The sequence below is a fragment of the Avibacterium sp. 21-595 genome (genome assembly GCF_023611905.1).
GTDB lineage: Bacteria > Pseudomonadota > Gammaproteobacteria > Enterobacterales > Pasteurellaceae > Avibacterium.
Genome location: NZ_CP091455.1, coordinates 789,150 through 803,370, shown reverse-complemented (window position 1 = coordinate 803,370; position 14,221 = coordinate 789,150). Strand labels below are relative to the sequence as shown.

The following is a 14,221-nucleotide window of genomic DNA, read 5'->3' as shown; positions in this document are numbered from 1 at the left end:
TTAATTTTGTGATCTTGATCTAAAATTTTCAAAACGATGTTTTAAATAAAAAGCGGTCTAAAATAGACCGCTTTTTCTGTTCATTACACGATAAGATTAAATGTCTAACGGCTGAGCTGTTTCTTTTAATACGCTATTCAATGCTTCAATATTGGCTTTGCCTTCAGTAAGTAGCCATTGTTTTGCTGCTTCTGCACCTTGGGCTTTAAAAATTTCAGCAGCCCCTGCCCAAGTGGCACGTCCGCATAATACGCCATTGAAATCACAGCCAGCTGCTTTAGCAAAACGTAAGGTATCTAGGAATAGCTGTGCGCTCACGCCTGCACTGAGGAAAATAAATGGAAGAGAAGTCGCCTCACTTTGTTCTTTGAAGTAGGCTTTTGCTTGCTCTTGGCTATATACGGCTTCTTGTTCTGCAAAACCTTCAACAAATTTCATATCCACTGGCACTTCCACTTTTAACACATCAACGCCAAAACGGGGTTCGGAGAAGCGTTTCATTGCTTCGATCACTTTGCGTGGTTTGATTTTCGCATATTCTTTTGGATCAGAAATAGTTGCGTCATAGCTTACAAGTTCAAGGAAAAATGGCATTTCTTCTGCTTTACATTCTGAGGCAACGCGTTCAACAAAGGCTTCTTTGCGGTCATTAACCTCTTTTCCTTCATCAATATCAATGTAAAGTAATAATTTAATGCCATCTGCGCCTTGTGCTTTTAAGCGTTGCACGGATACATCATCAATTAAATCAGGATAACGACCCGGTTGTGTTTTGTCATAACCTGTTTTTTCATATGCCATTAATAATCCGGCATTTTCTGAGCGTTTTTGTGCGGCATTCCAACCCACCTCAGGATCTAATAAAATAGATGACGCATAAGGGGTTAAATACTCTGAAACCAAGACTTTAAATTCTGCTAATTGGGCATTTGTAGCATCTTCACCAAGCATACGGCGTAATGCGCCACGTTGGTCAATTGCCAATGCGGCAATTAAATTGTCTTGGCTGCATAATTTTTTTAAACGTTCAGTTCTTAAATTTGACATTATTTTCTCTCCATTTTTGTAACTATAAAAAATATTAAATTTTTTCACCGCACTGATATACAGGCTTACCTTGAATATAAGTGGCTTGCACTTGTAATGCTTTGTTTAATAAGGTGAAATTGGCTTCTTTACCTACTGCGATATCGCCAATGCGATCTGCTACGCCTAAATAAGTGGCGGGAATGGTGGTAACCATTTGAATGGCTTCCCATACTGGTACATTGGCTTTAAACACCATATTGCGCAACGCTTGATCTAAGCTGCAAGTGCTACCTGCAAGCGAGCCATCAAAGGTTCTTGCTTGCCCATTTTGTACGCGTACCGTTTGTACGCCTAAGGTATATTCACCATCAGGTAAACCGCCTGCACGCATACAGTCTGTAATCAACACCATTCGGCGATAAGTTTTTAATTTATACGCTAAACTTAATACCGCTGGGTGAACGTGAATGCCGTCTGCAATAATTTCTGCCAGCATATCGTGATATAACACGGCGCCCGTACACCCCGGTTCACGGTGATGTAACGCACTCATTCCGTTGAATAAATGTACGCCACAATCCGCGCCTAAATAATAAGCTTTGGTAACCTGTTCAAAGGTGGCGTTAGTGTGTGCCACAGATACTTTTACGCCATTTTCTACTAGCCATTTAATTGCTGGCTCGGCATTTTCTATTTCAGGCGCGATGGCTACGCGTAATAAAGTGCGGTCGGAAATTTGCAATAATTCTTCAAGTTGAGGAATGGTTGGGGGCATTAAATATTCTGTTGGGTGTGAACCACGATGACGTTCCGTGAAATAAGGGCCTTCCATAAAACTGCCCAACAATTCTGCACCAGATTGATGACCTTGTTGAATGTAATCTTTCATTCGTTGCATTGATGACAGAATAGTTTGCCAAGGGGCTGAAACCGTCGTCCCTACCCACGCGGTAACGCCTGTTTGTGGTAAAGCTTGGGCAATCGTTTGAAGTGCGGTGTTATTTTCATCCATCACATCTGCCCCTGCACGTCCGTGAATATGCACATCAATAAATCCCGCTGAAAGATAGCTGTCTGGATAATAATGCACATCGCAATCTGTGGGCTTGTCTTCTTGGATACGTTCAATTTTACCTTGATTTATCACCACATAGTTATTCAGTAATTCGCCTGATGCGGTCATTACTTTTTCGGCTTTAATCGCATAACGCATTCGTTTTTCCTCTTAATCGACAATAATCACTTCAATATTGTTTTCTTGAAGTGCGGTTAAATATTCAGAAGAAATTCCAGAATCCGTAATTAACACATCAATATCCGCAAATTTTCGGATAATGTGGCAACTTTTTTTATCAAATTTACTGGAATCGGTAACGGCAATGACTTGGCTGGAAATATCACACATAATACGATTTAAATTCGCTTCTTGTTCATTATGTGTTGTAATGCCCGCTTGAATATCAAACCCATCCACACCAAGAAAGACCTTGCTAAAACAATAATTTGCTAAACTTGCATCGGCTTGTGGCCCTGAAAAAGACATTGCATTTTTACGCAATTTTCCACCAGTCATTAAAATTTCAACATTTTCAGCATCTGCTAATTCAGAAGCAATATCTAGCCCGTTTGTCATTACAAGCACATTTTTGATCGCTGATTTTTTCAATGCGGTGGCAATTTCTCGGGTTGTGGTGCCTGAATCTAAAATAATAATGTCATTGTCATTAATAAACTTTAATGCAGCTTCTGCAATCTTATTTTTCGCGCCTAAATTTCGATGCCTTTTTTCTGAATTACTCAGCTCGGAAATCATTCCTTTATTTGGTATCGCGCCCCCATGAGAGCGAACAATGTAACCATTTTTTTCTAAAAAATTGAGATCTTGGCGAATAGTAACGGTAGAAACAGAAAAGGTTTCAGCCAAATCTTCTACACGGGCAGAAGAATTTTTATTGACTATTGCAACGATCTCCATACGTCTTTCTATTGCACTTTTCATCTGTTTATCTTCGTTCATTGAAATATCTGGTATAAAAATTATAGAGTAAAATAAAGATAAATGAAATAAAACGAAATAAAAATTTAGGGTAAAAGATTAATTTTAATCCGTAAAATATTTATTTACACTTTCGATTTCTTCCTTTTATCTTCATTTTATTAATCAAGCATTTTGCCCCAACACTTCAATTTGAGTTAAGGCAGTAAATGGCGAAGGATCAACGCCTTTTACAAAATTTGTCAAAATGAGGTGATCACAATAACGTTTATCAAAATGAAATACCTGCGGTTGCCCTGTTCTGGCTAATGTCAATATTTCCTCTGAGCCATCGGAAAATCGAACACTTATATTCTGCCACCACGCATCATGGGGGAAATCCGCGCGGAGTATTAAAATCAGGCAATCCACTTCCACATTTCGACCAAATTCAATGTTTAATTCTGCATTAGGATCTTGTGCATTACTCCAAGAAGTAAAAGGATAAGAGCCGTGGGCATTGCTATCAAAAATGCCGTCAATCACGTTATAAGGGGCAAAACGAATATTACTTGGTTTGATATTACTACTAATGCGTGGGTACATTCCGCTCTGGTGCGGTTGGAAATACGGATTAAAGGCAAGGTTTGTATATTGTTGTATCTCATACTCTCTTGCAACGCGTATCCATAAAAAGTGAATGCCTCCTTGAAAGGCTTTGTCACTATTAAATAACCGTCTGTTATCACCAAAAGGAATGTGATACTCAATCCGTGGTTCAGTTAAATAGATAAGGCTACTTTCTAAACTGTCCTCCAAGCGACACTTTAAATAGCAAGGTGTGGTATCTGTTTCAATGCAGATACGATCACCTTCTTGATATTCTCCCTTATAAGTAAACATTAAAAAATCAAAGGCACTTTTACAAAATTTAATGTTATTCTCTTTATCTATAATACTTAGTGTGAGTTTTACCATTATTCCTCCTAAAAAAATCAGCCACGCTCACGGTGGCTGATAAACAACATTATTTTACTTCTGCTGATGCTTCAATCGCTTGAAACTCTTCAGGATTCCATACCATTGGTTTAGGTTGTTTGCTAATCCAATGATGAAATGCTGTTTGTAGCTCTTTTACTTTTTCTGGATACTGGCTCGCTACATCCTTGCTTTCGGCAGGATCCACCTTGTCGTGATACAAATGTAATTGATTGCTACCATCATTATAGAAATACAAGGCCCAATCTTTATCACGGATAGCCCACGAACTTTTTGATAATTTTTCTAAGTGTGGATTCTTCGGTGCTTGGTTGGTGTTGTAGGTAATATATTTCCAATAGTCTGCCCAGAATTGCTGATTCTCTTCACTATAATGTTTGGCTCCGGGGCCCGCCCAATAGAGATATTGATGAGGAGAGACCGTTTCTTTACCTGATAAGATCGGTAAAATATCTTTCCCATCTAATTTTAACGAATCAGGCAACGAAATTTTTGCTGCTTTAAGTGCGGTTGGTAAAATATCTATTGCCGAAATAAGCTGATCATTTTGGCTATTGGCTGGAATATGATTCGGCCACGATACAATGAATGGAACACGTAATCCGCCATTATAGAGCTGCCCTTTGAATCCTCTATCCATACCATTTAAAGGCATTGGCGCTTCGTGTACGGAACCGTTATCAGAAAGGAAGAAGATCAAGGTATTCTCTAATTTTCCTTCTGCTTTTAATTTATCTATAATTTTGCCAATCCCTTCATCTGCTGCATTAATGGCAGCAAAATATTTATCTGCTTCAACATTCCCTGTATTAAAACGATCCATATATTTTGCTGGTGAAGCTTCTTCTAAAGGAATATGTGGCACACTATAAGCTAAATTTAAAAAGAAAGGTTTATCCCCGACTTTATCAATAAATTGCAGTGCTTCGTTGGTTAAGTTGTGTGTTAAATATCCCGGCGAGGCAACAGGCTTGTCATTACGCCATAATGCAGGAGAATGCCACAACGCCGCCCCTGAAACGAAATAACTATAAGAGTAATCAAAGCCACGATCTGTTGGAAAATAGCCTTTTTCTGGGACTGAGGAAAAATTATCGTGATAATCCCGTGTTTTGAGATCTTCTGGCTGTGTGATTCTGCCAATTTTACGATCTCGGTTTATTTTTGCATTATGGTATTTACCAATATTCGCTGTGGCATAACCATTTTCTTGGAATAATGCGGGTAATAATTTCACATCAAGTGGAATGCCATTAAAGGAATCATCATTACTGTAAATACCAAAAGAGGCAGGGTAACGTCCAGTAAAAATACCTGCTCGAGAAGGTCCACATACAGGATGTGCGACAAACGCATTTGTCATTTTTACACCTGATGCGGCTAATTTAGACACATTTGGCATCGCTTTTTGTGCCGCCTCAATCATTTTATTAATATCGCCTTGATAGCGTGCTGCCACTGGACGCTGATTTAATGCCTCTGCGTCTAAACTATCTATCGCAAAATCTAACTGCCCTGAACCTAAGTCATCCATAACGATAACTAAAACATTTGGCCTGGTTGGTTCAGCCGCCTGTGCCTCAAAAGAAAATTGACTGACACCTGCCACCATAGCAGATAACAAACAAGTACTAAGCAATGAACGTTTCATTACGCCCTCCTCAAAAAATGCTAGTTGATCATTTTCATAATCTCTGCCGCTAACCCACCTTGTTGAATAATATCACGCATTCGGTGCATTAAAGGTGCCGTTTGACGGAAGAAAAGTTGATAAGATGGACACAAATAGTTGTGCTTAAATTTCTCACCTTTTAAATTGACAATACGATGTTTCGGGCAACCGCCATGACAAATCATTCGTACATCACATTTCTCGCATGCTTTGGTTAAGGTTTCTTTTTTCGCCTGCCCGAACTTTTGTTGCTTTGGCGAACGTGCAATCTCTGATAATGGCTGATGGTGGATATTACCAATCCTATAATCAGGATAGACATAGTGATCGCACGAATAAACATCGCCATTTGCTTCCAGAACTAATGCGGAACCGCAAGTTTCAGTTTGGATACAACTCGTTGAAGGATAACCTAGCCACTGTCCTAATAAATTATCAAATTCACGGACAAAAATTTGCCCAACATCTTCTCTTACCCACACAGAAAACACATCAAGCAAAAAGCGTCCATAACCATCAGGCGGAACGGAAAATCCTGTCATTCTATAATTTTTACCCGGATTATAATCGCTACGTTGTAAAGAATAATTGGCGACCTCGACGATAGGAATAAACTGCATAAAGGTTGAACCGAGCGCTTTTAATGCTTGGTATGTTTCACGTCCTTTATGCCAATTTTTATCGTTGATAACCGTTAAGGTATTAAATTCCACTTCATACTCTTTCAAGAGATCAATGGCTTTTTTTACTCGCTCAAAGGTCGGTTGTCCATTTACGGAAATACGATAGCGATCGTGAACATCACTTAATCCATCGACAGAGATACCAATCAAAAAATTGTTTTGTTTAAAGAATTCTGCCCATTGTCGATTTAATGCAATCCCATTTGTCTGAAAACTATTTGTAATGGTTTTCCCATTGGCAAATTCTTGCTGAAAATCCACCGCTCTTTTAAAAAAATCCAAACCTAATAAAGTGGGTTCGCCACCTTGCCAAGCAAAATCAACCTGCTCGCCCGCGTGGGATTGAATATAATTTCGGGTGTAATCTCTCAATGTATCTTCTGACATCAAGCGGACATTATGCGTTAGAACCTGCTCTTTCTCTAAATAAAAGCAATATTCACATTTGATATTACAATGAAAGCTACTCGGCTTTGCCATCATATGAAAATAAGCGGGTGGGGACTGACGCATAAACACCTCCTAATGCGAAATTATCGTCATTTAATTTTAAAATAATCGCAGTTACACCTCTCTATATCAATCTATATTACTGATATGATCTTTGGCTCGTTACTTTGTATTATTTTAAATATTAATGGCTATAGTCAGAACAACGAAATTCGTTAAATAAAAAAATTAATAGAGGGGGAATTCCTTTCCCCCTTTTTTATCGGATTAGCTATTTAAAACTTCCGTAACATAAGCACGAATTTCATCATCTTGGCAGTTATCAAAGAAACATTGTTGGAAACGTTCTCCGCTTACTGCTGTTTTGACTAATTCAGGATCAATGGCTCGTAAAGTATCTAAGTAATTCTCTTTTGCCACAGCCGCTTTGACTTGATTTAAAATCCCTGCATTACGCACTTGTGGTTCGCGGCGCTCCACAGGGTAACCTTGACCGCGTTCACCTTCAAATGCTTTTTCAAACATATAGCGAACATTGAGTTCAGCGCCCCAACCAAATCCTTTAGCAAAAGCTAATGAAAGTGCATTCCCATTATTAATTTGTGAGAATAAGAACGCATCTGCTGGTTCAAGGCAGTAACCACATACTACCCCCGGATGAAGGTTTAATGACATTAATGCACCTTGACCCGTACCACAACCTGCAACAACAAAATCCACTGCTTTAGAATTTAATAAAATACTCGCCATAATACCCAAGTGGATATAAGTAAGATGATGATCTTGTTCACTATTCATCCCTACGTTATAAACACTGTGTCCTTTTGGCTCAACCACATTTTTAAGTTCATTTAAGATAATTGGGTTTTTTGCCGCTTGGCTATTTTCCATCATTAATGCAATTTTCATTTTTCTTTCCTTTATATTAAAAAAATTTATGCTTATTTCGCTTGTAATTGATACATTTCGGCTCCGGCTAATAAAAATGCGCCTACGCCATAATCAATATTATCTTCCGCTTTCACTTCACGAGGGTTAAAGGCCGGTAATTGAATCCACCCTAATTTCCCGTCATTATCGACCACGCTGACTAAACCAGCCCACGCTTTTTCTACCACTGGAAGATAAGTCGCACGATCTAATACGCCTGAATTAATTCCCCAAGCCAGTGCATAGCAGAAAAGTGCCGTTGCACTACTTTCTTTCGCTGGGAATGTTTGTGGATCAAGTAAACTTGCTCGCCAGAAACCATCTTCGTGTTGGAATGGCAATACAATTTCCGCTAATTGACGATAAAGATCAAGATAGCGTTCACGCTCAGGGAAATCTTCTGGCATATCACGGAGTAATCGAGGAATAGCAGCTATCACCCAGCCTACACCTCTTCCCCAAAAGACTTTCTCACCATTTTCTTCACGTAATTCACCCCCTTTTCCATCTGGAATATAGCGATAATCACGATAGAACAATCCTGTTTCTTTATCTTGTAGATGATCAACCGAATCCCACCAAGCTTGGTTAGCATAATCACGATATTTGCTTTCCCCTGTTAAGGTAGAAAGGGTAAAAAACACTTGTGGAGCCATAAAGAGTGAATCACACCACCACCAATCTTCACGTCCCGGTTTTGGATTCGCCAACATATCTTCCACAAAGTTAATGGTAGGTTCTAAGGCTTCAGGTTGGTTAAATAATGGATACACATCAAGGTAAGGTTGTGCGCATACTAAATCATCTGCAAAACGTGCATGTGGTCCAGTACGGAAACCGGTATGCAAAGTGTAATTTAGCACACCATCTAAGAAAACTTGTTCGCCCGTTACTTTCCACGCATTAGACACACTCGCCCAAAATACAGCTCTATCCCAATCTGTATCTTTAATAAAACGGATACGTCCTGTACGGCGTACCACGGTACGGGTTTGATTTGCCGCTTGCCATTGATACACTTTCTTCATTACCGCAAGGGTTTGTTGTTGAGCGGTCATATTATTTCCCCTTATATTTTCTTTTTTACGCTATTGTTTTCTAAATTGAATTTATTTAGCGCTAATTTATAGCCCATCTTCTTCGCTATCATTATCTTGCGAAAGATTATTGATATCTTCACGTAAATCTTTTATTTGGCTAAATTCGCCTCTTGCCAAACATTCGGTTAATTCTTTCAGTGAAAACTCTTCACGTTCTAATGCAGCATTCACAATCATTGATAAATTTGTTCCTGCAATCACTTCGACATTTTGATCATTTAATAAGATATTGATCGCGCGATTACAAGGTGAGCCACCATAAAGATCAACAAGGAACAATACGCCATCACCAGAATCCACGCGCGCTTTTGCAGATAAAAGTTGAGCCTCTAAATCATCTGTTGTCATTGACTCCAAAAAATCGACAAATTCTAATTGCGGTTGTTGCCCAACTATCGCCTCTACGGCAGAACGCATACCTGAGGCAAAATTGATATGACCTGATACTACGATACCTAACATAAACTGTCCTTACTTCTTGTCTTTTATCATCATCTGGTTTTGCAACATTTCAAAACCTAAACGACTATATTATTCTAGAAAGAAAATGAGGTTTCCCTCATTTTCCTTAATTTATCATTAATGGATTAAATAATGCCTATTAAATGTCCGATTACCCCGAAGGCAAGTGTACTGAAAATCAATACGGGTGGTTTTGCCCAGAAGCCTGTTCCTTTCACTAATTTGAACATTAGGAAGACCAGTGCAAGCGGTAATAGATTTGGCATAATTTTATCGAAAAGTGCGGTCTGTAATTCCACCACTTTTCCCCCCATCTCAATACTTGCGGTGGTTTTAAATCGTATAAAGGTGGCACACAATGCCCCGATAACGAAAATCCCCATAATATTTGCCGCTTTAGCTAAACGTTCCGTAGAATCGCTCATACTCACCATTGCGGCTGTACCCGCTTTATATCCCATAAACATTAAGCTGAAATATACAAAGAAGTGCATAATTTGATATAGGATAAAGAAGACAAATGGACCTGCAATTGAACCTTCCATTGCAATAGATGAACCTAGTGCAAGGGTTAATGGCATAATCGTCATATGGTCAATACCATCACCAATCCCACCTGTTGGTCCCATACCTGCTACTTTCATTACGTTAATCGTAGAAGGTTTTTCTTTATTTTCTTCCATTGCAATCGCTGTACCGAGCAAGAAAGTGAATAACTTAGGACTTGCATTGAAAAATTGAAGATGGTTTTTCAATGATTTAGCTAAATCGTATTTGTTATTGCCGTGGATTTTTTTCAATGCTGGAATGATTGAATACGCCCAACCACCTGCTTGCATACGTTCAAAGTTGAAGTTTCCTTCCATGAACAAACCACGAATTGCACATTTCCACAGATCACCTTTTGTGATCACTTTACGAACAGTCGTATCTTGATACGCATCAATATCATCAACAAGGCTTTCTGCTACTTGGTTGTTTACATTTTTAGATTCCATCTTCGAACTCCTGTGCTTGAGATTGGTTATTGTTATTGCCATTACCTGAGAAGTAGAAATAAAGTACTGCGATTGATCCACCGATAATTGCCACCGCCATAATTGGTAGTTTTAAGTAAGTTGTGGCAACGAAACCGATGAAAAATACGCCTGCCACTTGTTTTGACCACATAATTTTCAATAACATAGCAAAACCGATAGCGGGTACTAAACGTGCGCCTAAACCTAATCCTTCCAAAATTTCTTTTGGTGAATTATTGTTGATCCAATCTGCTGCGTGTTCACCGAAGTAAACGGTAATAAATGCAACAATTGCATAGAGTAAAGAACGTAATGAAATTGTTGAAATTAGTAAGAAATCAATCCCTTTTGTATTTGCTTGCTCTGCATATTCATCAGCTTTACCCATAGTAAATGAAGTGACTGCAAAGAAACCAATCACTAACATTTGCATAAGCACGGCAATTGGCATACCCACCCCCATTGCCACTTCGGCACTTTGTCCTGTCATTACCGCAAAGGCAACCGCCGCAATCGTCCCCATTGTTACATCAGGTGGCTGCGCACCTGCATTAGGCACTAAACCTAACCAAGCTAACTCTAATGTTGCCCCTGTAATAAGACCTAGTTGCAAATCTCCCATAATCAAGCCAACAACAGGGCCTGTAATTAATGGACGGTGAATATTAAGTGCGACATCGTATTTATCAATACCGCAAAAGAACGCCCAAACGGCGACTAATAATGCTTCAGTTAACATAAATGCTCCTTACAAATATTAAAGATACTGTTTAATATCAATTTCTTGAGCATCTGGCGTATTTTGGATGGTGCAAGTTACTCCTGCATTCACCATACGACGGAAAGCATCAAGATCTTTTTCATCAACAGAAACGGTTTTAGTAATTTGGTTTTTGCCTTCGTGATAGTGCATATTCCCAATATTACAGTGTTTGATTGGCACCCCACCTTCCACTAAACGAGCAACATCTGTTGGGTTGTTGCATAAAATGAAAATTTTCTGTTGCGGTGAGGCTTTATGAATCACATCAATGGTTTTTTGAATTGTGAAAAAACGTACTGCATATTCACCACCTGCTGAAGCTTTCATTCCTGCTTGCATAAAAGGGGCATTTGGACCTTCTGCGGCTTCATCATTCGCGACTAAAATTAAATTTGCTTCAGAATGCTTACCCCACGTAATCTTAATTTGACCGTGTAATAAACGTTCATCAATTCGCGTCCATACAATATTCGGTGTTGACATAAAACTCTCCTTAATAATTATGAATGAAATGGGTGAATGATAACGCCTTGAACCACACGGTTTACTTCACCTGTTGGGCAAGGATTATCTGTGGTAATACCACGGCTAAACGAACTATAAAATGAATTAATTTGTGCAAAGACAATGTACGGGAACAATAGTGCATAATCTGGTGCATCAGCAAAGCCTGCGATATTCACCACATCACGTCCTTCTACGCCCGATTGTGCGGTTAAACACACAATACGTGTTGCAATACCATCTCTGCATAATTCATTATATAAATCAATATCATACAAACGTGTATAAGGTTGATTTGAAAGGAATTGAACCACTGTTGTTTTATTATTAACAATAGATTTTGGTCCGTGACGGAACCCAAGGGAAGAATCATAAGTGGCAACAATACGTCCCGCAGTTAATTCTAAAATTTTTAGTGCTGATTCTTGTGCTAATCCTTGTAATCCACCACTACCGAGGTAAATAATGCGATCAATATCCACTGTGGCTAACTGACGAGCAACTTCAACATACTGTGGAATTAATTTTGCTGTTGCATCTGTAATGAAACCTAATTGATCCGTAACTGAGCCTTTTGGTAATAAAAACACGGATAAGGCAGAAAGCATCATTGAGCTAAAACTAGATGTCATTGCAAATCCACCATCATTGGTTTGAGGTGGCATTAACAATGCTAAAGTGCGGTCATTTTTTTGCGCATTTTGATATAACGCCCCTTGCTCGTTACAAGTAATAAATAAATGATAGCAATTCGTTAAACATTGATTTGCCAACTCCACTGCTGCCACACTTTCAGGACTATTTCCAGAACGAGCAAATGAAATAAGTAATGTTGGCACATCTTGAGCGAAATATTGGTAAGGGTTAGAAACAATATCCGTTGTCGCAATGGATTCAACACGTTTATCCGTCATTGTAAGTACAAAAGGTTGCAAAGAATGCCCGACAAAAGCCGATGTTCCAGCGCCGGTAAAAATAATGCGTCCATTTGCTGCATTTATTACGGGGGCAATAAAATCGAGAATTTCTTGACGGCGCTGATCCAACATTTGCAAACTTTCTTTCCACGCTTGCGGCTGCTGTTCGATCTCTTTTGCTGTCATAATGGCTTTCCCTGCCACTAAATCATTCTCCAAGATACCTAAATAAGTTGTCATATTTCTATCCTTTCCTTAATGATTAAAAAAACTGGCTTTGGCATATTGTCTAACCACAGCACGCACTTTATCTAGCACAAGATCTTTTGCTTTAGGCAATATTTTTCCTTCACGTACAGCCAAATATTGTTCTGGTAAGTACTGGCTAAGTAATGGAAGTGGAATATCCATTTGAGCAAAATTGGTAAATAATTTATCCACTGCCTTAGCAATATCAGGATTCGTCCAGTAATAACGAATACGATCACTAAAGCTAAAGCTTCTTGCAAAACACTGTTCTAATTCGCTGCCGTGATAATATTTTTTCCAGTTTTCAGGGTGTGCAAGCATTTGTGCTTCTAATACAGTACGTAAATTTGAACATTGTGCGGCTGGGAATAAGTATTCTTCCATTGCACACAGTGCATATAAACCTTCACGTAAAGCAAAGGTGAGCGCTGGCCCTACTTTCAAAATAGCAAAATGATTTTTAACTAACGCCTTATAAGCTTCTTCTGTTTGATAATCGGTGGAGTGCGCTTCAAACACAAGATTTTCATAATCATTCACCACTTGGCTTAATGCTTTCGCTTTCTCAGGAACAAAATCAATCACTTTAGTATGGTCAAATTCCACCCCCGGTTGTACCACTAAGCCAACAACACGTGGCCAAATATGATCTAAGCCAACGCGAGAAAAGGCTTCTTGATGTGCATTAATGGTCGCTTTTGCAGCTTGTGGCGAAGTCACCTCTAATTCTGCAATTTCTTCTGCTTCCCCACCCGGTACAGGAACTTCTGTTCCAACAATATAAACGATACGATTTGCTAATCCTTGTTTCTCTGCGGTTTGTTCTGCTATTACAGCTAAACGTGCAGCACGTTCTGCGACAATGCTATCTGAAAGAGGAATAGGATCACCTTGACAAGACATACTGCAATCTAAGTGGATTTTTTCAAACCCTGCAGTAACATAAGCTTCAATTAATTTTTCTGCATTTACCATAGCCTCTTCTGCCGGCAATCCTTGCCAGCGGTTAGGCCCTAAATGATCGCCACCTAAAATTAATTGCGCTCTTGGAAAACCCACTTGATCTGCCAATTGTTCAACGAAATGACGAAAATCTGCTGGTGTCATTCCTGTATAACCACCAAATTGATCCACTTGGTTGGATGTTGCCTCTATCAACAAAGGGGTGTTATCTTCTTTGGCTTGTAATAAAGCGGCTTCTAAAACAAGCGGGTGAGCAGAGCAAACAGAATAAATTCCGACAACTTCACCTGCTTTATGTCTTTTAATAAGGTTGAGCAATATACTCATTTTTATTTACTTCCTTTTAGGTGGGTCAAATTTCGTTTAATAAAGATGAAAGAAATCACGCTTTCGTATTACTTTAACTGAATTATAATGAAAGCAATCAAAACATAAAAACACCAAAATCGAAATCTGTGATCTAATTCACAAAATAAAATAATTTTTCTAAAACGACGTTTTAAAAT

At 38.9% G+C, this 14,221-nt stretch carries 14 protein-coding genes; all 14 read right to left on the bottom strand.

Annotated features, from left to right (window positions below; all coding sequences use genetic code 11):
- Positions 1 to 96: 96 nt before the first annotated feature.
- The 14 genes from L4F92_RS03855 to kbaZ all read right to left on the bottom strand — a co-directional run bounded on the left by L4F92_RS03855 (position 97) and on the right by kbaZ (position 14,042).
- Positions 97 to 1,047, bottom strand: coding sequence for a tagatose 1,6-diphosphate aldolase (locus L4F92_RS03855; RefSeq protein ID WP_250364270.1), 951 nt, complete (start codon positions 1,045 to 1,047; stop codon positions 97 to 99).
- A gap of 34 nt (positions 1,048 to 1,081) precedes the next feature.
- Positions 1,082 to 2,242: an N-acetylglucosamine-6-phosphate deacetylase gene (gene nagA, locus L4F92_RS03850; protein WP_250350692.1), complete on the bottom strand. Its 1,161-nt coding sequence runs from the start codon at positions 2,240 to 2,242 to the stop codon at positions 1,082 to 1,084.
- Positions 2,243 to 2,254: 12 nt separating this feature from the next.
- Positions 2,255 to 3,046 (bottom strand): transcriptional repressor AgaR, encoded by a 792-nt coding sequence (agaR, locus tag L4F92_RS03845; protein ID WP_250350693.1) that lies wholly within the window; start codon positions 3,044 to 3,046, stop codon positions 2,255 to 2,257.
- Positions 3,047 to 3,190: 144 nt separating this feature from the next.
- On the bottom strand, positions 3,191 to 3,982 hold the full coding sequence (locus tag L4F92_RS03840; protein WP_250364269.1) for a hypothetical protein: 792 nt from the start codon (positions 3,980 to 3,982) through the stop codon (positions 3,191 to 3,193).
- A gap of 49 nt (positions 3,983 to 4,031) precedes the next feature.
- Positions 4,032 to 5,654 (bottom strand): sulfatase family protein, encoded by a 1,623-nt coding sequence (locus L4F92_RS03835; protein WP_250364268.1) that lies wholly within the window; start codon positions 5,652 to 5,654, stop codon positions 4,032 to 4,034.
- A gap of 20 nt (positions 5,655 to 5,674) precedes the next feature.
- Positions 5,675 to 6,871: an anaerobic sulfatase maturase gene (locus tag L4F92_RS03830; protein WP_250364267.1), complete on the bottom strand. Its 1,197-nt coding sequence runs from the start codon at positions 6,869 to 6,871 to the stop codon at positions 5,675 to 5,677.
- Between the two features lie 204 nt (positions 6,872 to 7,075).
- Positions 7,076 to 7,717, bottom strand: coding sequence for an RpiB/LacA/LacB family sugar-phosphate isomerase (locus tag L4F92_RS03825; protein ID WP_250364266.1), 642 nt, complete (start codon positions 7,715 to 7,717; stop codon positions 7,076 to 7,078).
- Positions 7,718 to 7,749: 32 nt separating this feature from the next.
- The gene (locus tag L4F92_RS03820; protein ID WP_250364265.1) at positions 7,750 to 8,796 is read right to left on the bottom strand and encodes a glycoside hydrolase family 88/105 protein; all 1,047 of its coding nucleotides are present in this window, start codon (positions 8,794 to 8,796) and stop codon (positions 7,750 to 7,752) included.
- A gap of 66 nt (positions 8,797 to 8,862) precedes the next feature.
- On the bottom strand, positions 8,863 to 9,300 hold the full coding sequence (gene agaF, locus L4F92_RS03815; protein WP_250350699.1) for a PTS galactosamine/N-acetylgalactosamine transporter subunit IIA: 438 nt from the start codon (positions 9,298 to 9,300) through the stop codon (positions 8,863 to 8,865).
- A gap of 125 nt (positions 9,301 to 9,425) precedes the next feature.
- Positions 9,426 to 10,298, bottom strand: a complete 873-nt coding sequence (locus tag L4F92_RS03810) for a PTS system mannose/fructose/sorbose family transporter subunit IID (protein ID WP_250350700.1) — start codon at positions 10,296 to 10,298, stop codon at positions 9,426 to 9,428.
- The gene (agaW, locus tag L4F92_RS03805; RefSeq protein ID WP_250364264.1) at positions 10,288 to 11,058 is read right to left on the bottom strand and encodes a PTS N-acetylgalactosamine transporter subunit IIC; all 771 of its coding nucleotides are present in this window, start codon (positions 11,056 to 11,058) and stop codon (positions 10,288 to 10,290) included. The genes L4F92_RS03810 and agaW overlap by 11 nt, the downstream gene beginning before the upstream one ends.
- Positions 11,059 to 11,076: 18 nt before the next feature.
- Entirely contained in the window at positions 11,077 to 11,565 is a 489-nt protein-coding gene (gene agaV / locus L4F92_RS03800) for a PTS N-acetylgalactosamine transporter subunit IIB (RefSeq protein ID WP_250350702.1), read from the bottom strand.
- Positions 11,566 to 11,582: 17 nt separating this feature from the next.
- Entirely contained in the window at positions 11,583 to 12,743 is a 1,161-nt protein-coding gene (locus L4F92_RS03795) for an SIS domain-containing protein (protein ID WP_250364263.1), read from the bottom strand.
- 15 nt (positions 12,744 to 12,758) lie between these two features.
- Positions 12,759 to 14,042: a tagatose-bisphosphate aldolase subunit KbaZ gene (gene kbaZ / locus L4F92_RS03790; RefSeq protein ID WP_250364262.1), complete on the bottom strand. Its 1,284-nt coding sequence runs from the start codon at positions 14,040 to 14,042 to the stop codon at positions 12,759 to 12,761.
- Positions 14,043 to 14,221 lie beyond the last annotated feature (179 nt).

Excerpts from the sequence above, each read along its gene's own strand:
- L4F92_RS03855 (WP_250364270.1), bottom strand. The coding sequence starts at position 1,047 with ATGTCAAATTTAAGAACTGAACGTTTAAAAAAATTATGCAGCCAAGAC.
- nagA (WP_250350692.1), bottom strand. The coding sequence starts at position 2,242 with ATGCGTTATGCGATTAAAGCCGAAAAAGTAATGACCGCATCAGGCGAA.
- agaR (WP_250350693.1), bottom strand. The coding sequence starts at position 3,046 with ATGAACGAAGATAAACAGATGAAAAGTGCAATAGAAAGACGTATGGAG.
- L4F92_RS03840 (WP_250364269.1), bottom strand. The coding sequence starts at position 3,982 with ATGGTAAAACTCACACTAAGTATTATAGATAAAGAGAATAACATTAAA.
- L4F92_RS03835 (WP_250364268.1), bottom strand. The coding sequence starts at position 5,654 with ATGAAACGTTCATTGCTTAGTACTTGTTTGTTATCTGCTATGGTGGCA.
- L4F92_RS03830 (WP_250364267.1), bottom strand. The coding sequence starts at position 6,871 with ATGCGTCAGTCCCCACCCGCTTATTTTCATATGATGGCAAAGCCGAGT.
- L4F92_RS03825 (WP_250364266.1), bottom strand. The coding sequence starts at position 7,717 with ATGAAAATTGCATTAATGATGGAAAATAGCCAAGCGGCAAAAAACCCA.
- L4F92_RS03820 (WP_250364265.1), bottom strand. The coding sequence starts at position 8,796 with ATGACCGCTCAACAACAAACCCTTGCGGTAATGAAGAAAGTGTATCAA.
- agaF (WP_250350699.1), bottom strand. The coding sequence starts at position 9,300 with ATGTTAGGTATCGTAGTATCAGGTCATATCAATTTTGCCTCAGGTATG.
- L4F92_RS03810 (WP_250350700.1), bottom strand. The coding sequence starts at position 10,298 with ATGGAATCTAAAAATGTAAACAACCAAGTAGCAGAAAGCCTTGTTGAT.
- agaW (WP_250364264.1), bottom strand. The coding sequence starts at position 11,058 with ATGTTAACTGAAGCATTATTAGTCGCCGTTTGGGCGTTCTTTTGCGGT.
- agaV (WP_250350702.1), bottom strand. The coding sequence starts at position 11,565 with ATGTCAACACCGAATATTGTATGGACGCGAATTGATGAACGTTTATTA.
- L4F92_RS03795 (WP_250364263.1), bottom strand. The coding sequence starts at position 12,743 with ATGACAACTTATTTAGGTATCTTGGAGAATGATTTAGTGGCAGGGAAA.
- kbaZ (WP_250364262.1), bottom strand. The coding sequence starts at position 14,042 with ATGAGTATATTGCTCAACCTTATTAAAAGACATAAAGCAGGTGAAGTT.